The following is a 21,413-nucleotide window of genomic DNA, read 5'->3' as shown; positions in this document are numbered from 1 at the left end:
CGCAGCCGGCGCGCTCAGGGCGCGACGCGCGGTAACTCCAAGGTGAAGCGGCTACCCAGGCCGGGCTCGCTGTCCACGCTGAGACTGCCGCCCAGCAGGCCCTCGACGGTGTTGTGGGCAATGCTCAGACCCAGGCCGCTGCCGCCCTGGCCGAACTTGGTGGTGAAGAAGGGCTCGAAGACGCGACGCCGCACCGCCGCTGACATGCCAAGGCCATCGTCCTCTATCCAGAGCAGCACCCGCTCGCCTTCGCCGCTGCGCGAACCGACCCGCACACAGCCCCCCTCGCGCCCTTCAAAGGCATGCAGCAGCGCGTTGTTGAGCAGGATGACGATGATCTGCGTCAGCGCGCCGGGGTAGGACTCCAGCGCCAGCTCAGGCTCCAGCTGAAGCTCCAGCTTGACTCGGGCCTTGCGGAAGGCCACGCCCAGGGTCTGCGCGCAGTCCTCGCAGACCTCGGCCAGCTTGAACAGGCGGCGGTGCTCGGCGCTGCGATCGACGGCCACCTGCTTGAAACTGCGCACCAGGCTGCCGGCGTTGTCCATGCTGTGCTCAATCACCTCCAGGCCCTCCTGCGCCTGCTTGATGAAGGCGCCCAGATCGCCGCGGCGCATGGCCTGCTGTTGCTCGAAGCGGCGGGCGAAATCGCGGGTGGCATGCAAGAGCGTTGAAGCCACCAGCAGGCTGTTGCCGATCGGCGTGTTCAGCTCATGGGCGACGCCAGCCACCATCGAGCCCAGCGCGGCCAGCTTCTCCTGCGACATCACATGGCGCTGCAACTCGGTCAGGCGCAGGTGGGCGCGGGCGTTCTCCAGCGCGATGGCGCCGTAGGAGCAGAGCATGCGAAAGATCAGCTGCTCGCGTTCGCCATAGGCGGCGGCGCGCTCACTCTGCACCGTCATCACACCGATCACCCGCTCGCTGATCTGCAGCGGCACGAACATCATGCTGAGCATGGCGGTGGTACCGGGGATTTGCGGCACCGGCTCGGCCGCCGTTCCGGTGTTGATGACGAACTCGCGCCGCTCGCGCAGACAGCGCGCGCAATAGCTGGCGGTGTCGTTCAGCGCAATCGCCGGATCGACAAAGCGCTCGCCGGCCTCGACGCCATAGGCGCATTCCAGCTGCTCGCCGGTTTCAGACAGCATGTAGATGGCCACGCTCTGCGCATCCAGCATGGTGTGGACATGGCGCTCCAAGACTTCGTATATCCGCTCGGCGTCCAGCTCGGTGGTGATCTCCTGGCTGATCGCGCTGAGATGCAGCATCAGCTCGTGATTGCCCTTGAGCAGCTCGTAGCGAGCCGTCTCCAATTCAGCCACGCGACGCAGATGCTCGTTCTCGGCGCGGGTGCGTTCGATCTGGTGCTGGGCCTGCATGCCGGTCATGCGCCGTGCCGTCTCCTGGCTGAAATTGGCCTGGCGCACCGCGCTGGCCTGATGGGCCAGGGCATAGGCACGTTCGTATAGGCCATGGGCGGCATAGGCCGCCGAGGCTGACTCCAGCAGTGCAGCCTGTGGCTGGTAGGCACTGATCTGGCGGGCCTGCGCCAAGGCGGCCTCGTACCAGCTCAGCGCATCCGGTGCCGTCGGCGCCAGCGCCTGCTCGATATCGGCCAGGGCCCAGATCGCCTCGATCTCGTAATTGCGATTGCCCTGCTGGCGCGACAGCACCAACGCTGCCTCGATGGCCAGTCGCGCTTCGCGCAGGCGCCGCAAGCCCAGCAAGGCGCGGGCCTGCCCAGTGCCTGCGATCACGCGCAGGTCTGCCGCCGCTGCGCTGGGCAGGCGCTGCATCCGTTCATAGGCCTGCAGCGCCAGCTCGAAGTGCCCGCACTCCAACTCGGTGCGCGCCAGCATGTTCAGACTCACGGCCGTTGTACGCGCCTGCGGCAGGCCAGCCAGCAGTTCCAGCGCCTCGTGCAAGCGTTCGCGCGCCGCATCAAGCTGGCCCAGCTGGCGCAACACATCGCCAAGATGCATCAGGCAGCCGCCGGTTAAGGGCGCCCAGCCGGACCGCCGCGCCAGCTCCAGCCCGCGCTGCAGCCATTCCAGGGCCGGCTCGTACTGGCTCATATTGCCGTGGTTGTAGCCCAGGTTGCTGGCCAGCGTGACCGCCCGGCGCAGCTGCCCCGAAGCCATTGAGGCCTCGAAGCTGCGCGAAAACCAGCTGATGCAGGGCCCGTAGTCGGCCCGCAGCGCGGCGAGCACGCCGTCGTAGTCGGCCAAGGCCGCCGCCACGGCCGGGTGCAGCGCCTCGCTGTAAACCGGCAACTTGCCCGCCCACTCGCGCTCGGCCTCGACATTGTTCTGAAAGGCCGAGGCACGAGCCAGCTCGGCCCGGAAGAACTGCATGCGCAGTGGGTCAGCCAGCAGGTCGGCGGCCTCGATGGCCGCACGCAGCGCCCGCTCGACACCGGCAAAGTCGCCCTGCTGGCTCTGCCAGCCGGCGGCCAGCCAGTGCGCATCGGCCAGCGCTTCGTGGTCGCCGATGACCGCGCAATCGCGCAGCAAGGACGGCAGCAACTCCTCCAACTCCAGCAGTTGGCCGCGATGCAGCGCGCGTTCGCCTTGCAGCAGGCGCAGGCGGCAAGACAGGGCGGCCGATTCGGGGCCACCAATCACCTCGTGCTGCAAGCCATCCAGCAGCGCGACCGAGCGTGCCTCGTCGCTCTGCCGCAAGGCCCAGGCCAGGGCCAGGCGGTCGATGGGAGACGGCGCCTGCTCCAACACTTGCTGCTCAAGTTGCTGAAGCTCGGCCTGGCTCGAATGGAAGGTCAGATGCGCTAACTGCACGGCGCGACACTCCCTGGACAAATGGCGCTGCCTGCCAGCCTACGCCAAGCCAGTGGCAGCGCCGCGTCCGCTGCGCCAAGACTTGTGCGGATTCGCAGATTTCGCAACAAAGTCACGGCCGCAGCCCGCCACTCACGGCGAACGCATCGGCAGTTCCAGCGTGAAGCGGCAACCCAGGCCCGGTTCGCTGCTGACACGAATGCTGCCGCCGAGCAGCGATTCGACAATGTTGTGACAGATGCTCAAGCCCAGCCCGCTGCCACCCTGGCCGAACTTGGTGCTGAAGAAGGGCTCGAAGATGCGCGCCAGCACGGCCGGCGTCATGCCCACGCCGTCGTCAGCCACCCAGAGCTGCACATGCTCCGGCCCGCGCGGCAGAGCACCGATTTCTATCGTGCCGCCACTGCGCCCCTCGAAACCATGCACCATGGCGTTGTTCAGCAGGATCACCAGCACCTGTCCCAGCGAACCCGGGTAGCCCTGCATGCTGAGCGCCGGTGGCACCTCCATGCGCACGCCAATGCCGGCGCGGCGCAGCATCAGGCCCATGGTCTGCACATACTGCTCGCACAGCTCATGCAGCAGGAAATCGCGGCGCTGCTCGGCGCTGCGATCGACGGCCACCTGCTTGAAGCTGCGCACCAGCGAGGCCGCTGCCTCCATGCTGCGCTCGATCACTTCCAGGCCCTCGCGCGAGCGGCCGGCAAACTGCTGCCAATCGGCACGGCGCAAGGCCTGGCGGGCCACGCGCTGCTCGAAATCGCGGGCACTGCCGAGCAAGGTGCTGGCCACCAGCAGGCTGTTGCCGATCGGCGTGTTCAGCTCATGCGCCACGCCGGCCACCATGGCGCCCAGCGCGGCCAGCTTTTCCTGTGCCATCACATGGCGCTGCAACTCGCCCAGGCGCAGATAGGCCCGGGCGTTGTCCAGCGCGATCGCGCCGTAGGAGCAGAGGTTGCGAAAGATCAGCTGCTCGCGCTCGCCATAGGCATCGCCTTTGGGCGACTGCACCGTCATCACGCCGATCACCCGTTCGGCGACGATCAGCGGTGCCACCATTACGCTGTTCATCACCGCGGTGCCGGGGATGTGATGACGCAGATCGGGCGGGTGTTGGGCGCCCAGCGTGAACTCACGCCGCTCACGCACGCTGCGGGCGCAGTAGCTGTTCGAGTTCAGCGCGTCGATGGGCGGATCGACAAAGCTCTCGCCGCCCTCCATGCCAAAGGCGCACAGCAGCTGCTGGCCGCTGTCGTCCAACAGGTAGATGGACATGCTGGCGGTGTGCAGCATCGCATGCACATGGCGCTCCAGCACCTCGAAGACGCGGTCGGCATCAAGTTCGGCGGTGATCTCCTGGCCGATTGCACCGAGGTGCAGCAGGGCCTCGTGGGCACCCTTGAGCGCTTCGAAGCGCGCCGCCTCCGACTCGGCCAGGCGGCGCAGATGCTCGCTTTCGGCGCGCGCGCGCTCGACCTGGTGATGGGCCTGCAGCGCGCTCGAGCGGCGCTGGGTTTCCTCGCTGTAGCTGCGCTGGCGCAACTCGCTGGCACGTGCGGCGCAGCGATAGGCCGGCTCGAAATCACCGCGCGCCGCCTCGCAGCGCGCGCAGGCATCGAGCAGCGCGATGGGCGGCTGGTAGCCTTCGATCTTGTCGGCGTGACGCAGCGCCTGGCGATAGCAATGCTGGGCGACCTGGGTGTCGCCATTGGCCGCATGTTCGATATCGGCCAGCACCCACAGCGCCTCGACGACGGTGCCGCGCTCGTGCTGCTCGCCGGCCTGGGCCAGCACCTGGGCGGCAACCTGGCGCGCCGGCTCAAACTGAGCCTGGAGCAGCAGCGCCCGCGCCCGGCCAAGTCCGGCATCGATCTCCAGATCCAGCGCCGATGCCGATCGCGCCCGCTGGGCCAGGGTTTCGAAGGCCAGTTGCGCATCGGCCGGGCGGCCGGCATCGAGCTCGGTCTGGGCCAGAAACTTCAGCGCCAGCATCGTCGTGCGCGCGTCGGGCTGCTGCTGCTGCAGTTGCAGGCACTCGTGCAGGAGATCACGCGCATCGTTGGCCTGCCCCAGGCGCCGCAGCGCCTCGCCGGTATGGGCCAGACACAGGCTGATCAAGGCCGGCCACCGCGCTGAACGGGCCAGCTCCAGACCGCGACGCAGCCATTCCATCGCGGTCTGGAAGTCGCTCATCGTCGTGTGAGCGAAGCCCAGATTGGTCGCCAGCGAGATTGCCCGGCGCAGCTGCCCCGTCTGCAGTGCCGCCTCGTAGGCCTGGGCGAAGGCGCGGATGGACGGTACATAGTCGGCCGAGAGGGCAGCCAAGAGGCCGCGAAAATCAGCCACCGCCGCCATCTCGGCCGGCGGCAAGCCAGCGCTGAGCGGTGGCAGCGCGCTGCCCCATTTGCGCTCGGCCACGGCCACATCGCGAAACACCTGGGCCCGCGCCAAGGTCGCCTGGAAAACCAGCACCCGGCTGGCGTCGCCGGCCTGACGGGCAAAGACGATGGCAGTCTCCAGCGCGCTCATCAAGCCATCGCTATCGCCGCGGTCGGCGGCCAGGTAGTAGCCAAGCCAGTGGGCGTCGGCACAGCCGCACCAGTCCTGTTGAGACTGCATCAGCTGCAGGGCCTGTTGGAGCAGCTGATCGGCCCGGTCCATATCGAGCTGAAGCAAGGCCGCCTCGGCACGCACCAGCAAGAGCCTGGCGCGCGTTGGCTCACGCCGGGCTGGCGGCACATCGGCCACGGCCTGATCCGGCCCGGCCAGTTCCTCGAGCAGGCAGGCGGCCAGGCCATCGGCGCGCTGGCTGTCGCGCTGGCGCAGCGCCCAGGCCAGCCAGGCACGCAGCAGCCAGAGCTCCGCGCCCTGGGCTTGGCTCAGCCGGCGCTCTGCCGCCTGAACCGCTTCCTCGCTCGCAAACAGCTCGAGCGTCTCGCCTGCATCCGCCATTCCAGCTCCATGACCTGCCACACCCCTGCAAGGCTAGCGCAGCGCAGGCCGTTCTGGATAGGGCTGGGCCGCCTCAGGGTGTGCGATAGACGCCATCGCCGCGCGAAAATGCCGCATTCCCTGCGGCTTAGCACAACGCTCAGTAGCCGCGGACGGCTTCCACCCGGTGCGCCAGCGGCCGGCCGGCGCGTAGGGCCTGCAGATTGGCCGCCACCACGGCCGCCGCGCTGCGGGGGTCGGTCTGCGCCGCGGTGTGCGGCAATACGGTCACGCCAGCATGACTCCAGAACGGGTGCTCGGCCGCCAGCGGTTCCTGATGGAAGACATCGAGCACCGCGCGGCGCAGCTGCCCGGCGTCCAGCGCGGCGAGCAGATCAGCGTCGATGACATGGGCGCCACGGGCCAGATTGATCAGGCTGGCACCGGGCTTGAACAGCGCCAGGCGCTGGGCATCGAAAAAGCCGCGCGTCTGATCGGTCAGCGGCAGCAGATTGATCACCGTGTCCGCCCGGGCCAGCGCGCCGACCAGCTCAGCCCCGCTGCAGCACTGCACACCGGGCACCTGGCGCGGCGAACGACTCCAGCCCTCGACCGTATAGCCCTGGCTGAGCAGTGCCGCGGCGACACGCCCGCCCAGTTCGCCCAGGCCCAGCACCAGTACCCGCCATTCGGCGGCCCTGCACTGTGCCGGCTGGCGCCACAGCCGCTGGGCCTGCTGCGCCTGTACGTCAAAAAAGCCGCGATGCAAGGCCAGCACGGCCCACAGCGCCGTCTGCGCCATTGCCTCGTTCATCGCGGGGTCGACCATGCGCGCCAGTGGCACCCCAGCCGGCAGCGTGGGGTCGGCCAGCAGCCGATCGACCCCGGCCCAGAGCGACTGGATCAACCGCAGATTGGGCAGGCCCTGCAGCCGCCCTGGCGGTGGATTGGCGACCACCGCCATCTCGATCGCCGCCGCCTCGGCCGCATCGCGCGGCGCATCGATCAGCCACTGCTCAGCCGGCATCGCCTGCTGCAGCACTTGCAACCAACGCGCCGCCTCGGCAGCGCCCCATTGCCCCGTCAATAACAAGGCCATCAAGCGTCCTTGTCTTCCAAGGCCTCGCACAACGCGGTCAAGCCGGCGCGCACGGTGGCGCGACGGACCTCATGGCGGTCGCCGGCAAACAATTCCTTCCAGACCTTGACCGGCTGGCCGGCATGCAGCAGGGCCAGCCAGACCGTGCCGACCGGCTTGGCATCGCTGCCGCCGCTGGGCCCGGCAATGCCGGTGACGGCCAGCGCCCAGTCGATCGGCGCATGGGCCAGCAGGCCGCGCGCCATGTGCTCGGCCACCGGCGCACTGACCGAGCCATGCAGGCCGATCAAGGCCGCCGGTACGCCCAGCAACTCGTTCTTCGACTGATCGCTGTAGCTGACCACGCCGCGCTCGAACCACTGGCTGGAGCCGGCCAGGCTGGTGCAGGCCGCGGCAATCATGCCGCCGGTGCAGGACTCGGCCGTGCCCATGCGTTCGCGGCGCTGGATCAGGGCCAGGGCGATACGGTCGATCAGCTCATATTCGTCAGGCAGCAGCATGTTCAGACTCCAAGGAAATGACGGGCCAGGGCCAGCACCAGCAGCGTGCAGCCGGCGGCAACGAAATCGTCGATCAGAATGCCCAGGCCCTGGCGCCAGCCTATCGTCTCACCGGGGCGCAGCTTGAACAAGCGATCGGCCCAGCCGACGGGGCCAGGTTTTGCCGCGTCGAAGAAACGGAACAGCCCAAAGGCCAGGGTCTGGCCCAGCAGCCCCGCTGGCATGTAAAGCCACAGCACCAGCCAGATCGCGACGATCTCGTCCCAGACGATGGCGCCCGGATCGGCGACGCGCAAATGCTGGGCGGTGCGCGTACAGGCCCAGACGCCCAGCAGCGTGCCGGCCGCGATCAGCGCGCCCCACTGCGCCGCGTCGAGCCAGCGGTTGAGCAGTAGAAACGCCAGCCAGCCCCACAAGCTGCCGACCGTGCCGGGCGCCTTGGGCGACAGCCCGCTGCCAAAACCCAGCGCCAGCCAGTGCGCCGGATGGCTGAGCATGAAACGCGCCGTCGGCCGACGCGGGGCCAGGTCTTGCCTCAGAGCCTCGTCCATCGCGCTCATGCCTTGAAATGGTCAAAGGATTGCAGCTGCAAGGCCATCTTTTCGCCGCTGCCGTCGAGCACGCGCAAGCCCGCCTCGGCGCTGATGTGGCCGACGCGGCTGACCGCCGTACCACTGGCCTGTGCGGCCGCCAGCACCGCCTCGCGCTGCGCGGCCGGCGCCGTGAACACCAGTTCGTAGTCATCGCCGCCGCTGAGCAGGCAGAGCTGCTGCACGGCCGCGGGCTGCGCAGCCAGCCAGCGACTGCGCGGCAGGCGCTCGAAGTCCAGCTCGGCGCCTACACCCGAGCGCACCAGCACATGGCCGAGATCGCCGGCCAGGCCGTCGGACACATCGATGGCGCTGCTGGCGATGCCGCGCAAGGCCTGGCCCAGCGCTACCCGCGGTTCGGGCCGCTCCATCGCCAGGCGGACCTGCGCGAAGTCCTCGCCGGGCAGGCTCAGCGTGCCGCGGAACTGCTCCAGCGCCAGCCGCGCGTCGCCGAGGCAGCCGCTGATGTAGATGTCGTCGCCGGGCCGCGCGCCACTGCGCAGCAAGGCCTGGCCCTGCGGGCATTCGCCCATCACCGTGACGCAGATGTTCAGCGGGCCGGCCGTGGTGTCGCCGCCGACCAGGGCAATGCCATGGGCATCGGCCAGCGCGAACAGGCCGCGGGCAAAGCCGGCCAGGAAAGCTTCGTCAGCGCGCGGCAGCGCCAGCGCCAGCGTGAAGGCGCGCGGCGTCGCGCCGCAGGCGGCCAGATCGCTCAAGTTGACGGCCAGCGCCTTGTGGCCCAGCAGCTCGGGGGCCACGGTGCTGAGGAAGTGCCGGCCTTCGACCAGCATATCGGTCGACACCAGCCACTGCTGCCCAGCCGCTGGCTGCAGCACGGCGCAGTCGTCGCCGATGCCCAGCGCCACGCCGACCTGCGTGCTGCGCTCGCGCTCAAAAAAACGCTTGATCAGATCGAATTCACCCATGCGCTGATTGTCACCCGCGCTGGCCACCGCCGGGCCAGCCCGCCTCAGCCGGCCGGATCGCGCAGCAGATTGGACAACTCGACCGCCGACTTGACGCTCATCTTCTCGAACACCCGCGCGCGGTGGACCTCCACGGTGCGCACGCTGATGTTCAGCTGATCGGCGATCAGCTTGTTGGGCAGGCCCTGCACCACCAGCTGCATCACCTCACGCTCGCGCTCGGTCAGCTCGGCCAGCCGCTGCGCCAGCTGGCCCTGCAGGCCGCGCGCACCGATGGCGGCGGCACTGGCGGCCAGCGCCTCCTCGATGCGATCAACCAGGGCGTTGTCCGAGAAGGGCTTCTCGACGAAATCGAAGGCACCGCGCTTGACCGCCGCCACCGCCGTCGGCACATCGCCATGGCCGGTCAGAAAGATCACCGGCAGCGTGCGCGCCAGGCCCAAGGCACTCAGGCGTTCGAACAGCGCCAGGCCGCTCATGCCCGGCATCCGCACATCGAGCAGCACACAGCTCGGTGCCGAGGGCCAGCCCTGGCCGTCGTAGGGCAGGCCCTGCAACATGGCCTCGAAGGCCTCGGCGCTGTCATAGGCCTCGGACAGCAGGCGGCGCGAGCGCAAGAGCCAACCCAGCGCATCGCGGACGACCTCTTCGTCGTCAACCAGATAGACCATGGGCAGCTTGTTGCTCGTCATGCCGGCGGCACTCCTTCGGGATGACCGGGATTCTGCCCTTCGCCAGGCAGGCTGAAGCGGAACTCGCAGCCGCTGTGTCGCTGTGCGCTGCTCTCGTTGCAGCTGTCGAAGTCGATCGCGCCGCCATGCTGCTCGACGACGGTGCGGCACAGGCTCAGACCCAGGCCCATGCCCTCGCTGCGGGTGGTGAAGAAGGGCGTGAACAGCTGGGCGCCGACGCCAGGGTCAAGACCTGGCCCCTGGTCGCGCACGGCGATGCTGACCCAGCGCGAGGCCAGGCTGCGCGCGCTGAGCAGCAGCACCCGCTCGGCCAGCGGCGTGGCGCCGTCCATGGCCTGGATGCCGTTGCGGCTGAGGTTGAGCAGCACCTGTTCGACCATGGTGCGATCACAGCGCACCCGCGGCACCGGACTGGGCAGCTGCACCTCGATGCGGGTGCCGCTCTTGCGCGCCTGCAGGCGCACCAGGGGCAGCACGGCCTCAAACAGCTCATCGACGCCAATCAGCTCGCGCTGATGCTCGCGGCGGCGCACAAAGTCGTGCACGCTCCTGATCACCCGCCCGGCGCGCTCGGCCTGCTGGGCGATGCGGGTGACGGCCTGGCGCACCATGGCCGGCGTCTGCTCGTCGTCGGGTTCGCGGGTCAGCAGGTTCAGCGAGGCGGTGGCATAGCTGGCGATGGCCGCCAAGGGCTGGTTCAGCTCATGGCTGAGCAGCGAGGCCATTTCGCCGACGGTGGCCAGCCGGGCCGTGGCCTGCAGCCGCTCTTGCTGCTGGCGCGACAGCTCCTCGACCCGGCGCTGCGCGCTGACATCGAGCACCGCGCTCATCCAGCCGGTCTGCTGGCCCTGGGCGTTGAGCAGCGGCGCCTCGAAGATCAGCACCGGAAAGCGCTCGCCGTTCTTGCGCATGAAGACGGTCTCGAAGCCCTGCCGCGGGTCCTGCCCGCCGCCGTTGATATCGGCCTGCCAGCGGCTGCTGCGGTCACGATGACGGCGCCGGTACTCGTCAACAAACTCGGGCGGCCAGTAGGGCGGCGTGCCCGGCTCGCCATCAGGCCCGGGCTGCAGGCGCAGCAGTTCCTCGGGCTTGAAGCCGACCATGGCGCAGAAGGCCGGGTTGACATAGGTGATGGTGCCGGCCAGATCGCGGGCACGCAGGCCGGTGATCAGCGAGTTCTCCATGGCCTGGCGAAAGGCCAAGGCCTCGGCCAGCGCGCGTTCGGCCTCGGCCCGGCGCCGGCCATCACGGGCCAGCAGGATGACGACGCCGAACAGCCCCAGCGACAGGCCCAGCACGAGCGCCGTGGCCAGGTTGGGAATCAGCCGCGGGCTGCCGGCGGCACTGTCGACGCGCAGTTGCAGCGTCAGCCCCGGCAGATCGAGCACCCGCTCGGCCACGTAGTAGCCGGCACCGCGCGTCAGGCCGGCGCGGGCCAGCCGCGTGCCATCACCCTCGACAAAGCTGAGCTCATGCGCGCGCGCCTGCTCCGGGCTGACCGACTCCTCCAGCAGCTGGCGCAGCCCCAGCGTGGCCACGACGAAGGCCGTGGCCTCACCGCCACGCAGCTGCGGCAGGCAGAGGTCCACGACCTCCAGCCCATCGCCATCGGTGATGGGCACGAAATAGCTGCGCGAAAAAATCTGCGCGCCATGGCGCAGCGCCGCCGCACAGGCCAGCTCAGTTTCCGGCTGCAACTGATCGCGGGCGATCTGGCCGAACAACGGCGCCCTGAACGGCGAGTCGGCGGCCGCCTGCACCTCGCGCTGCGCGTCGCGAAACTCAACCCGCAGCAGTGCCCGGCTTTGCCGCATCAGTTCGATGGCGTCGAGGCGCCAGCGCGGGTCGCGATGGTCCTCCCACATCAGCGCCTGCACGCCCTGCAGCTCGCGCCCGCCGAGCTGCTTGGCCCGCGCAGCCACTTCGGCGGCGACCTGGTCGACTTGCTCCTGCGCGCGCGCCGCTTCGTAGCTCAAGGTCAGCATCACCAGCAGCGTCTGCGCCACCAGCAAGAGGCCCACCAAGGTGCTCCACAGCAACGCCCGACGCCAGCGCCTGACGCCTGGCGCCGGGCTGGGAGGAATGGGGATCGGGAGCGGCATCACGGCCGGCACAGTATGCGGCGCCCTGTTCCGACTGACGATGCGCAGTTTCGCGTACCCGCGCGCCAGCAAAAAGGCTCACACTGCAGGTTGCATACTGTCGATGCAGGATCGGCATCGCCTTGTCAGTGAGGCGGCGGATCCGACTCCTACAATCGCCGGCCACCCGCGGGCCCGCCACGAGATCAAGCCATGTCTAAAGTCGAACTGAAACGCGCTCAGCTGCGCCAAGCCGCACTCGAATATCACGAGTTCCCGACGCCGGGCAAGATCGCCGTGACGCCGACCAAGCAGCTGGTCAATCAGCGCGACCTGGCGCTGGCCTATTCACCCGGCGTGGCGGCCGCCTGCGAGGAGATCGTTGAAGATCCGGCCAATGCCTTCCGCTACACCTCGCGCGGCAATCTGGTCGCCGTGGTCACCAATGGCACGGCCGTGCTGGGTCTGGGCGATATCGGCCCCCTGGCCTCCAAGCCGGTGATGGAAGGCAAGGGCGTGCTGTTCAAGAAGTTCGCCGGCATCGATGTGTTCGACCTGGAGATCCAGGAGCGCGATCTCGACAAGCTGGTCGACATCATCGCGGCGCTGGAGCCCACCTTTGGCGGCATCAACCTCGAAGACATCAAGGCGCCGGACTGCTTCTACGTCGAGCGCCAGCTGCGCGAGCGGATGAAGATCCCTGTCTTCCACGACGACCAGCACGGCACGGCCATCGTCGTCGGCGCGGCGCTGATCAACGGCCTGAAGGTGCTGGGCAAGGACATCAAGCAGGTCAAGCTGGTCACCTCCGGCGCCGGTGCTGCCGCGCTGGCCTGCCTCAGCCTCTTGCTCAAGCTGGGCCTGCCGCGCGAGAACATCTGGGTGACGGATCTGGCCGGCGTCGTCTATGAAGGCCGCACCGAGCTGATGGACCCCGACAAGGCCCAGTTCGCGCAGAAGACCGAGGCCCGCAGCCTGCGCGAGGCGATCAAGGACGCCGATGTCTTCCTCGGCCTGTCGGCCGGCGGCGTGCTCAAGCCCGATATGGTGGCCACGATGGCCGCCAAGCCGCTGATCTTCGCGCTGGCCAATCCAACGCCGGAGATCCTGCCCGAGGAAGTCAAGGCGGTGCGTGACGATGCGGTGATGGCCACCGGCCGCACCGACTATCCGAACCAGGTCAACAACGTCCTGTGCTTCCCCTACATCTTCCGCGGCGCGCTGGACTGCCGCGCGACGACGATCACCGATGAGATGGAGATTGCCGCCGTCCACGCGATTGCCGAGCTGGCCCAGGCCGAGCAGAGCGAGGTCGTCGCCGCCGCCTACGCCGGTGCGAACCTGAGCTTCGGCCCCGAGTACCTGATTCCCAAGCCCTTCGACCCGCGGCTGATGATGATGATCGCGCCGGCCGTGGCGCGTGCCGCCGCCGCCTCGGGCGTGGCCCAGGCACCGATCGAAGACTTCGATGCCTACCGCGAAAAGCTGCAGAGCTTTGTCTATGCCTCGGGCACGACGATGAAGCCGATCTTCAACGTCGCCAAGCGGGCCAAGAACAAGCGCGTGGCCTACGCCGAGGGTGAGGAAGAACGCATCCTGCGCGCCGTGCAGGTCGTCATCGACGAGGGCCTGGCACGGCCGACGCTGATCGGCCGCCCCGGCGTGATTGCCGAGCGCTGCGAACGCTTCGGCCTGCGCCTGCAGGAAGGGCGGGATTACGACGTCGTCAACGTCGAGCAGGACCACCGCTACCGCGATTACTGGCAGACCTATCACCAGATGACCGAGCGCAAGGGCGTGACGGCGCAGCTCGCCAAGATCGAGATGCGCCGCCGGCTGACGCTGATCGGCTGCATGATGCTGCACAAGGGCGAGGTCGACGGCATGCTTTGCGGCACCTGGAGCACCACCTCCATGCACCTGCAGTACATCGACCAGGTGATTGGCAAGCGCCCCGGCGTCAAGACCTTTGCCTGCATGAACGGGCTGATCCTGCCGGGCCGCCAGGTCTTCCTGGTCGATACCCACGTCAACTACGACCCGACGGCGGAGCAACTGGCCGAGATCACCATCATGGCCGCCGAGGAACTGATGCGCTTTGGCATCCGCCCCAAGGCCGCCCTGCTCTCGCACAGCAACTTCGGTTCCAGCAACAACCCCTCGGCGCTGAAGATGCGCGAGGCGCTGGCGCTGATCCAGCAATCGGCACCCTGGCTCGAAGTCGACGGCGAAATGCACGGCGACACCGCGCTGGACGCCAATTACCGCGGCCAGCTGATGCCGCGCTCGACCCTCAGTGGCGAGGCCAATCTGCTGGTGATGCCGAATATCGACGCGGCCAACATCAGCTACAACCTGCTGAAGACGGCGGCCGGAGGCGGCATCGCCATCGGCCCGGTGCTGCTGGGGGCCGCCAAGCCGGTGCATGTGCTGACGCCATCGGCCACCGTGCGCCGCATCGTCAATATGACGGCCCTGACCGTCGCCGACGCCAACGCCGCGCGTTGATTCATGGGTAGGCGGGGCAGCACCCGCCACCCGGCCATTTTTTCAGGCTGCTGGAGGGGCTTGAAGGGCAGCTATCGTGCCGCCCAGCGACCGGCTGGCAACCGTCGGCACAGCCACTCCCGTGCTTGAAAAACCTGGTCCTTTGCACCGTCTTGGTGCGAATAGCAGGCCTGGCCGCGCTCGGATTACAAAAGTTTGTAATGGCTCACCGGAGCTCTTAGCGCACCCTGCAATGGCCTGAAATCTCACGATGCAGAGTTGTGTGCGCACACTAACAAGTCTGAATGTGACGCTCAGATGAATGGCCTTGGCTTGAGCTTTTCAGGCGGCTTCGGTACCATCATGCCTTCAGGATTCAGGGTAAACCCGTGATTTTGCTTGAGAGGTCACCGCTGTGGCCATCTTGGCGCCGGTGGGGAACAGCGCTCGCAATGCTTGCGATGCTGGCTCCAGCGAGCCAGGTGGCAGCCAGGAAACCGGCGCCACAGCCGACCGCAGAGCTGGAAACGGTGGCCTTGTCGGCCCTGCCCCGCGAAGCCCAAAACACCCATCGCCTCATCCTCGCCGGCGGGCCTTTCCCGCACAGCAAGGACGGCACGGTGTTCGGCAACCGGGAACAGGCGCTGCCGCGCAAGGCCCGAGGCTACTACCGCGAATATACCGTCAGAACGCCTGGTGCCCGCAATCGCGGCGCCCGACGCCTGGTATGCGGTGGCGAGCCACCCGTGAAGCCTGAGGTTTGTTACTACACCGACAACCACTACGCCAGCTTCAAGCAAGTGCTGCAGTGAGTGGCGGTGACAAGAGTTCTGTGACCATCTAGGAGGAACGCGACCATGCTTTTGCAGACCGTCCGTCCCAATATCGTGCAGGCCATACGGGCCTACCGGGTAGAGGACTTGATGCAAGCCGCGCAAGAGGCCGGGCACCATTTTCTCTATGCCAATCTGTCGGACGCGCAGTCCAAGCCAGAGGTATTGGAGGGTATTGCGCAGTCTTTCCTGTTTCCTGCCCATTTCGGCAAGAACCTTGACGCGCTCTACGATTGCATGACCGATCTGGTCCACAAGTCCGGCGCCCAGCCCGGCTTTGTGGTCGTGCTGGAACAATTGCCCGACAACCTGCGCTTTGACCGCGAGGCCCGCGAGCAGTTGCTGGACGTGTTCCGAGACGCCGCAGATTACTGGAGCGATAGAAAAATCCAGTTCCGGTGTTTCTATTCTTTTCAGTAGCCCGCTCCCAAGAAAACGGGTCATGGGAGCGGGCTGCTGAGGTGGCCCCGGTTGCTGAAAAGCCTGCTGCAAAGAATTCCAAAGCAGCGGCCAATGCAAATTTCGGCATGAATATGCCAATGATGAGTAGCGCGTTCGACACGGCGATGTGGCTGAACGCCGCTTGAGCGGCAGCCTCCCTTCAGGAGAGGCCGCCGGCTGAGCAGCTCCGCTGCATCCTCACGCCAAGCGAAAAAAGAAACCCGCCTTGCAATGCAGGCGGGTTTCTTTTTGCCCGATGAGCAGCAACGCGAGCACCGAGGCATCTGACTCGAGTGGCTTCTTACGTCCGAACTTCAAGCGCCAGGGCGACAAATTCGCCGACCGGTACTTCCTCGGCACGGCGCTGCAAATCGAAACTGCCCTGGTAGCCGCGCTGGCTCAACCAGACACCCAGGCTGTGCCTCAGCAGCTTGCGGCGCTGTGAAAACGCCGATGCCACCAGTTCGCCGAGCAAGGCAGCATCAACCGCAGGTGGCAAGGCATGCGGAATCATCCTCACGATGGCCGAATCGACCCGCGGCGGCGGATCAAAGCACTCCGGCGGCACATCGAGCACCGATTCGATCTGGTAGCGCCATTGCAGCATCACGGACAGCCGGCCGTAATCCTTGCTGCCGGGCGATGCTGCCATGCGCTCGACGACCTCTTTCTGCAGCATGAAATGCTGGTCGACCACGTGCTCGACAAAGCCCAGCAGATGAAACAGGATCGGCGTTGATATGTTGTAGGGCAGATTGCCGACCACGCGCAAGCGCTGAGCGCGTTCGGCCGCCAGGGCTGCGAAGTTGACCTTCAGCACATCGGACTCGATCACCTGCAAGCCCTCGCGCTTGCGCAGCTTGGCAGCAAGATCGCGGTCCAGCTCGATGACGGTCAGCGGTTGCAGGCGCGCCAGCAGCGGCAGCGTCATCGCGCCCAGTCCAGGCCCGATCTCGACCATTGCATCGCCAGCGGCAGGCGCGATGGCGTCGATGATGGCGTCGATCATGGCCGCATCGGTGAGGAAATGCTGGCCAAAGCGCTTGCGGGCGATATGAGCCATCAGCGCGTCTCCTCGCGCCGGCCCGCGATCAACACGGTCATTGCCATTCGCGCAGTTCCACGAAGGCGCGGGCGCGCAGGTCCTTGACCCATTCGCTGTAGGCTTCGTCGTACTTGCGCTCGCGCAGCGAATTGCGTGCCTGCTCGCGCAGCTGCTTGGGATCGATCTCGACCTCACGGCGCTCCAGCACCTGGATCAGGTGCATGCCGTAACGCGACATCACCGGGCCGGAGATACCGCCCAGCGGTAGTGCATTCATGGCCTGTTCGAACTCGGGCACGAAGGCGCCGGGCGCCACCCAGCCAAGATCGCCCCCGGCCTCCGCGGAACCGTCCTCCGAGTTGGCACGGGCAATATCCTCGAACTTGGCCTTGCCAGTTTCGATCGCCCGCTTGAACTCGACGAGGCGCCGTGCTGCCGTCTCTGCCGTCAATTGCGCAGACGGTCGCAAGAGCACGTGCCGCGAATGGGTCTGCACGGCCTTGTTGCTCGCCCCGCCAACCTTGCGTTCAATCAGCTTGAGCACATGAAAACCAACCGGCGTGCGCAACACCGTGGCACGCAATTCGCCGGATTTCAGCTCGCGGACGCCATCGACAAAGGCGTCTGGCAGACGGTCGGCGGGACGCAGGCCGATTTCGCCGCCGCGTTCACGGTTGCCGTCTTCGGAGATCTCACGTGCGACCTTGGCGAAGTCCTCACCGCCTTTGACGCGGGCCAATGCTGCCTCTGCGCGAGCCTGGCGCTCGGCAATCATTGACGCCGTCGAGCCCTCTGCCACCGGCACCAGCACCTGCGCAATGTTCAGCTCCGGATTGCTGGCGGCCTGCGCCTCGCGTTCAGCCAGAAACTTGTCGATCTCGCCGTCGGTAATACGGATGCGTCCCTGCACCTCGCGCTCGCGCACCCGCTCGGTCAGCAACTGGTCGCGCAGGTTGTCGCGGAACTGGCGGAAGTCCATGCCATCGGCCTTGAGTCGTTCGCGCAGCTGTTCCATCGTGAACTTGTTCTGGGCCGCGACGTTGGCCACCACCCGATCCAGCTCAGGCTCGTCGACCTTGGTGCCGGTTTCGCGCGCATAGGTGACGATGACGCGGTCCTCAATCAGCGCTTCCAGCGCCTGCTTGCGCAGTGCCTCGACATCGGGAAGCGCCTCGCCACGGCGCTTGGCCTCTTCGCGCAGTCGGTCGGTACGCTGGGCAATTTCACTGGCGGCAACCACGTCCTGATTCACGACCACGGCGATGTGGTCGCCGGGGCGCAGTTGGCTGGCCTTGTTCTGTGCCTGCGCAGCAAAGCTCGACAGGAGGGCCACACAGGCCAGGGTCAGGCAACGAATCGACATATCAGTCATAAGAGGCATTTGAGCTTGCCGAGCGGTCAGAGCTCAGCGGACGATAACCGGGGATATTGTCTTTCAAGGTCCGCAGCGCATTCGGACCCAGTGCAGCCAGTCCGACGAACTCGATCTGCAACAAGGCCCGTGTATTGGATTCAAAGCGGCCGGTCGAGGTACGTTCAGCGCCAACGCGCAGAATCCAGCATCCTGCATCGTATTCGACACCCAGCACCGAATCGGCCAAGCGCCTGTCCAGCAGGCTGTACTGTAAGCGACCGGCCGTGTACCAGGCGCCGGAGCAGGAGGCCGAACTGCTGCCGCGTCGATCCGGCCGCGCCGCTGCACCGAACAGCGGCCATTGCCATGCCACGCCGACCTGCTCGCTCTGCCCACGCGCCAGGCGGTAATCAACGCTGATGGTACGGAACGGCCCCGGCGAATAGCGGGCGGCCAGCAAGGAACGAACGGTACGACGGCTCTGCGGGTTGTATTCGATCGCAGCATCGGTCCACCAATGCGAGTTCAGGTGGGCGCTTCCCAGCAGCAGCAGATCGGAAACCCGCTGCGTTGATGGTTGTCCGTCTGCCGTGATGCTCTGGTCGCGCAGCAGCATGCGCTGCACCATGCCCAGACGCAGCAACTCTTCGCCGCTGTTCGCATTCAGCCAGCGCGAGGTCGCGCCCAGCGTCAGTTGATGGGCATCGGAGACACGATCGACGCCGGAAAACTGGTTCTCGGCGTAGATCGAATCAAAGTTGAAGTCCTTGGCCGCGGTATCGAACATCGGGAAGCTGTTCTGCGCGCGGTACGGCGTATTCACATAGAGCGCCCGAGGCTCCAGGCTTTGCAGCATGGACTGGCCGAACAGGCTCGTTGTGCGCTCGAATACCCAACCGTGATCGAGGCTGAAGGTCGGAATGCTGCGCGCGGCTGTGTAACGGCCATCGAAGACGGGCTGGTCCAATCGATAGCTCGCCGCATTGACCGACAAGCGTGGAATCAGCCACCACGCCGCACTGCCCATGGGCAGGCTTAGGTGCGCCAGCAAATGCAGACGCTGGCCGGTGGGATCGACGGCGCCTGATTGCGCAGCCGTCGGTTGCCGTGTGAGCATGCCGCCAGGCAGATCAAAGCGGTTGTACTCCAGCTCCATGCCCCCCTCCAGGCGGGTGCGCCGCCCCCAGGGCCGGAAGCCCCCCAGCACAAGATCGTCGGCACGGCTGTTCAGGCGCAGCCCAAGCTGCGGCGAGCGCTGATAGGGCGAGATGAACTGATCCTCAAGCACCGAGCCCTCCAGCGCCTGCCAGCGCTGCACGCGGGCGTACCACTGCGCATCACCCCAGCTGTAGCTGTCCTCGCGCCCCAGGTTCAGATTGCTCGACAAAAGCCGCGGCGTCTTGGACTTGACCCGATTGCTGAGGTCTTTCCAGTAGTCGTCATCGGAGACTCGCTCCGCCTGAAACTCGTAATGCCAGCGCTCACCAAGGCTGCCACGGTGTTCAACACTCAAATCCCAGCGGCTGCGCCCGACCACACGGTCATGTGCCAGCCAGGCCAGATTGAATTGCCCCTCATGGCTGGGCTCAAGGTAGCGGAACTCGCTGTCGACGCCATAGCCTCGGCCGGTCATCCAAAACGGCATGAAGGTTGCGTCCCGCTGCGGCGCAATATTCCAGTAGTAGGGCATGCCGATTTCCAAGCCGCTCCGGCTGGACGTGCCGATATTGATCGGCAGCAGCCCGGACTTGCGAGCGTCGCCCAAAGGAAAGCTAAGCTCGGACGTGGCCAGGATGGGCACGCCATAGAACTGCAGCACCGCGTCCTTGGCCACGCCTTCATTGGCCTCGAAGTCCATGCGCAGGCTGCTGGCCTTGAGCTGCCAGGCCGGCTGCGTCTCTTGCTCGTCGACCGGGCAAGTCGAGTACGTCGCCTGCTCGGCCAGCAAACGAGACTCGCCGAGAAAACGCAACCGTGTCGCATGGCCCGAGCCACCGGTCTGGGCGAAGAAGTAGTTCGGCTGGAGCAGTTCCCCCTCAAATCGCTCAACAAAGAGCTGAAGGCTGGGGCCACGCACGGTGTTGCCGTTGCGGCTGATCTCGACCCCACCCTCGGCGCTGGCCAGATCACGGGCGGGAACATAACGCAGGCGCTCGGCACGCAACAGGGTATCCCCCATCCGCAGTTCCGCCTGGCCACTGGCCTCGGTTTCCTGATCGACTCGGCTGCTCAGGTGCTCGGCACTGATGATCATCGCGGCCTGCTCACCCTGGCGACGTGTGAGCGACAGCTGGCGAGTAGGCCGCAGCTTCTGCGCCACACTGTCTGTTGGCGGGCCGCCAAGCTGCGCCTCGGCGCCCAACGCTGCGCCCAAGAGTGCAGCCAACAGCGTCAATCGCACAGCAGCAGGACGGGGCAATGAGTAAGAAGGGAGTGTGGGGCGCGGCACGGCGTCGGAGCGGGTTCGGGCACCAGGGCCCGGGACGGACTGGCGCTTTGTAGAATTCATTATCCATGAGGCCATGGGCCATCACGATCCGCATAGCGCCCGCCCTGCCAAGGGACGCCTGGCCTGCCAACCCACATAGGCTGATATGACCGCCATCGAATGGGCCGACCCGGCTCGCGCCGCCCGCTTCCAGACTTGGTTCAGCAGCCTGGTCAATCTGCACGGACTTGACGCCAGCAGCCTTGAGCTGGCCAATAACGACGCCAGCTCGCGCCGCTATCTGCGCTGCCAGTCCGAGCAGGGCAGTCGCATCATCATGGACGACCCGGCGCAGCCCAATCAGCTCAAGCCCTTTCTTGCCGTCGCCGCGCAGCTGCAGGCCTGCGATTTGCATGCGCCAGCCGTGCTGGCCGCCGACGCCGAACAGGGTTTTGCCCTGATTGAGGACCTTGGCCGGCAGACCTATCTGCAGGCCTTGCAGCAGGCCAGCCCGGTCGAGGCCGACCGGCTGATGCGCGCCGCCATCGCGGCGCTGCTGCAGTGGCAGTCGCGCGCCGATGCGTCCCAGTTGCCGGTCTACGACGAGGCCTTTGTGCGCCGTGAGCTGCAGATCTTCATCGACTGGTGTGTCGAGCGCGAGCACGGCCAGCGCTGGGACGGTGTCGAGCTGCAGTGGTGGCAGCGCACCTGCGATCTGCTGGTGACAAACATGCTGAGTCAGCCTCAGCTGGCCATGCACCGCGACTTCATGCCGCGCAATCTGATGGTCTGCGCCGATGGTCCCGGCATCCTCGACTTCCAGGATGCCGTCTGCGGCCCGATCAGCTACGACCTGGTCTCGCTGCTGCGCGATGCCTTCATCTCCTGGGATGAGGAACGCGAGCTGGACTGGGCGATTCGCTACTGGGAGCAGGCGCGCAAGCTGGGCCTGCCGGTGGGCGACGATTTCGGTGAGTTCTGGCGCCAGCTCGAATGGACCGGCCTGCAGCGCCATCTGAAGGTGCTGGGCATCTACTGCCGGCTCAAGCACCGCGATGGCAAGCCCCGCTATGCGGAGGACCTGCCGCGCTTCTTCGCCTACGCAATCAAGGTCAGCACCCGCTATATCGAACTCTCGCCACTGACCCGGCTGCTGGAGAAGCTGCGCGGCTCGCTGGTGCAGACCGGCTTCAATCTGCGCTGAAGCG

Annotated in this window: 15 protein-coding genes; 4 read left to right on the top strand and 11 right to left on the bottom strand. The window is 66.7% G+C overall.

Annotation, left to right across the window (positions count from 1 at the left end):
- Positions 1-14: 14 nt before the first annotated feature.
- The 8 genes from RQP53_RS09220 to RQP53_RS09185 all read right to left on the bottom strand — a co-directional run bounded on the left by RQP53_RS09220 (position 15) and on the right by RQP53_RS09185 (position 11,575).
- The gene (locus tag RQP53_RS09220; protein ID WP_315650004.1) at positions 15-2,795 is read right to left on the bottom strand and encodes an ATP-binding protein; all 2,781 of its coding nucleotides are present in this window, start codon (positions 2,793-2,795) and stop codon (positions 15-17) included.
- Between the two features lie 132 nt (positions 2,796-2,927).
- The gene (locus tag RQP53_RS09215; RefSeq protein ID WP_315650002.1) at positions 2,928-5,747 is read right to left on the bottom strand and encodes an ATP-binding protein; all 2,820 of its coding nucleotides are present in this window, start codon (positions 5,745-5,747) and stop codon (positions 2,928-2,930) included.
- Between the two features lie 139 nt (positions 5,748-5,886).
- Positions 5,887-6,825, bottom strand: coding sequence for a 2-hydroxyacid dehydrogenase (locus RQP53_RS09210; protein WP_315650001.1), 939 nt, complete (start codon positions 6,823-6,825; stop codon positions 5,887-5,889).
- Positions 6,825-7,325: a CinA family protein gene (locus RQP53_RS09205; protein ID WP_315650000.1), complete on the bottom strand. Its 501-nt coding sequence runs from the start codon at positions 7,323-7,325 to the stop codon at positions 6,825-6,827. The genes RQP53_RS09210 and RQP53_RS09205 overlap by 1 nt, the downstream gene beginning before the upstream one ends.
- A gap of 2 nt (positions 7,326-7,327) precedes the next feature.
- Entirely contained in the window at positions 7,328-7,876 is a 549-nt protein-coding gene (locus RQP53_RS09200; RefSeq protein WP_315649999.1) for a phosphatidylglycerophosphatase A family protein, read from the bottom strand.
- Positions 7,877-7,881: 5 nt separating this feature from the next.
- Positions 7,882-8,844, bottom strand: a complete 963-nt coding sequence (thiL, locus tag RQP53_RS09195) for a thiamine-phosphate kinase (protein WP_315649998.1) — start codon at positions 8,842-8,844, stop codon at positions 7,882-7,884.
- A gap of 44 nt (positions 8,845-8,888) precedes the next feature.
- Entirely contained in the window at positions 8,889-9,536 is a 648-nt protein-coding gene (locus RQP53_RS09190) for a response regulator transcription factor (protein ID WP_315649997.1), read from the bottom strand.
- On the bottom strand, positions 9,533-11,575 hold the full coding sequence (locus tag RQP53_RS09185) for a PAS domain-containing sensor histidine kinase (protein ID WP_315649996.1): 2,043 nt from the start codon (positions 11,573-11,575) through the stop codon (positions 9,533-9,535). Before RQP53_RS09185 ends, RQP53_RS09190 begins: the two co-directional genes overlap by 4 nt.
- Positions 11,576-11,830: 255 nt before the next feature.
- On the opposite strand from RQP53_RS09185, the gene RQP53_RS09180 reads away from it, so the two are divergent.
- The 3 genes from RQP53_RS09180 (at position 11,831) to RQP53_RS09170 (ending at position 15,357) form a co-directional block, all read left to right on the top strand.
- A complete protein-coding gene (locus RQP53_RS09180; RefSeq protein ID WP_315649995.1) occupies positions 11,831-14,125 on the top strand; it encodes an NADP-dependent malic enzyme in 2,295 nt (764 codons plus the stop codon).
- Between the two features lie 431 nt (positions 14,126-14,556).
- The gene (locus RQP53_RS09175) at positions 14,557-14,916 is read left to right on the top strand and encodes a guanyl-specific ribonuclease (RefSeq protein ID WP_434064073.1); all 360 of its coding nucleotides are present in this window, start codon (positions 14,557-14,559) and stop codon (positions 14,914-14,916) included.
- Between the two features lie 45 nt (positions 14,917-14,961).
- Positions 14,962-15,357: a barstar family protein gene (locus tag RQP53_RS09170; RefSeq protein ID WP_315649994.1), complete on the top strand. Its 396-nt coding sequence runs from the start codon at positions 14,962-14,964 to the stop codon at positions 15,355-15,357.
- 322 nt (positions 15,358-15,679) lie between these two features.
- On the opposite strand, the gene rsmA is transcribed toward RQP53_RS09170, so the two are convergent.
- The 3 genes from rsmA to RQP53_RS09155 are packed head-to-tail and all read right to left on the bottom strand — an operon-like array spanning position 15,680 to position 20,163.
- Positions 15,680-16,441 (bottom strand): 16S rRNA (adenine(1518)-N(6)/adenine(1519)-N(6))-dimethyltransferase RsmA, encoded by a 762-nt coding sequence (gene rsmA, locus RQP53_RS09165; protein WP_315649993.1) that lies wholly within the window; start codon positions 16,439-16,441, stop codon positions 15,680-15,682.
- Positions 16,442-16,478: 37 nt separating this feature from the next.
- Positions 16,479-17,786: a peptidylprolyl isomerase gene (locus RQP53_RS09160; protein ID WP_315649992.1), complete on the bottom strand. Its 1,308-nt coding sequence runs from the start codon at positions 17,784-17,786 to the stop codon at positions 16,479-16,481.
- Between the two features lies 1 nt (position 17,787).
- Positions 17,788-20,163 carry an LPS-assembly protein LptD gene (locus RQP53_RS09155; RefSeq protein ID WP_315649991.1) on the bottom strand — a complete coding sequence of 792 codons (2,376 nt, stop codon included), beginning with the start codon at positions 20,161-20,163 and terminating at the stop codon, positions 17,788-17,790.
- Positions 20,164-20,371: 208 nt separating this feature from the next.
- On the opposite strand from RQP53_RS09155, the gene RQP53_RS09150 reads away from it, so the two are divergent.
- The gene (locus RQP53_RS09150; protein ID WP_315649990.1) at positions 20,372-21,409 is read left to right on the top strand and encodes an aminoglycoside phosphotransferase family protein; all 1,038 of its coding nucleotides are present in this window, start codon (positions 20,372-20,374) and stop codon (positions 21,407-21,409) included.
- Positions 21,410-21,413 lie beyond the last annotated feature (4 nt).

It is taken from the genome of Roseateles aquae (assembly GCF_032337115.1).
GTDB lineage: Bacteria > Pseudomonadota > Gammaproteobacteria > Burkholderiales > Burkholderiaceae_C > Roseateles_C > Roseateles_C aquae.
The sequence above is the reverse complement of the archived record's forward strand: the minus strand, read 5'-3'. Positions and strand labels throughout refer to the sequence as shown.

What these genes read in the sequence shown, in the direction of transcription:
- RQP53_RS09160 (WP_315649992.1), bottom strand. Translation starts at nt 17,786, where the DNA reads ATGTCGATTCGTTGCCTGACCCTGGCCTGTGTGGCCCTCCTGTCGAGC.
- RQP53_RS09150 (WP_315649990.1), top strand. Translation starts at nt 20,372, where the DNA reads ATGACCGCCATCGAATGGGCCGACCCGGCTCGCGCCGCCCGCTTCCAG.
- RQP53_RS09175 (WP_434064073.1), top strand. Translation starts at nt 14,557, where the DNA reads ATGCTTGCGATGCTGGCTCCAGCGAGCCAGGTGGCAGCCAGGAAACCG.
- RQP53_RS09205 (WP_315650000.1), bottom strand. Translation starts at nt 7,325, where the DNA reads ATGCTGCTGCCTGACGAATATGAGCTGATCGACCGTATCGCCCTGGCC.
- thiL (WP_315649998.1), bottom strand. Translation starts at nt 8,844, where the DNA reads ATGGGTGAATTCGATCTGATCAAGCGTTTTTTTGAGCGCGAGCGCAGC.
- RQP53_RS09190 (WP_315649997.1), bottom strand. Translation starts at nt 9,536, where the DNA reads ATGACGAGCAACAAGCTGCCCATGGTCTATCTGGTTGACGACGAAGAG.
- RQP53_RS09210 (WP_315650001.1), bottom strand. Translation starts at nt 6,825, where the DNA reads ATGGCCTTGTTATTGACGGGGCAATGGGGCGCTGCCGAGGCGGCGCGT.
- RQP53_RS09215 (WP_315650002.1), bottom strand. Translation starts at nt 5,747, where the DNA reads ATGGCGGATGCAGGCGAGACGCTCGAGCTGTTTGCGAGCGAGGAAGCG.
- RQP53_RS09200 (WP_315649999.1), bottom strand. Translation starts at nt 7,876, where the DNA reads ATGGACGAGGCTCTGAGGCAAGACCTGGCCCCGCGTCGGCCGACGGCG.
- rsmA (WP_315649993.1), bottom strand. Translation starts at nt 16,441, where the DNA reads ATGGCTCATATCGCCCGCAAGCGCTTTGGCCAGCATTTCCTCACCGAT.
- RQP53_RS09170 (WP_315649994.1), top strand. Translation starts at nt 14,962, where the DNA reads ATGCTTTTGCAGACCGTCCGTCCCAATATCGTGCAGGCCATACGGGCC.
- RQP53_RS09180 (WP_315649995.1), top strand. Translation starts at nt 11,831, where the DNA reads ATGTCTAAAGTCGAACTGAAACGCGCTCAGCTGCGCCAAGCCGCACTC.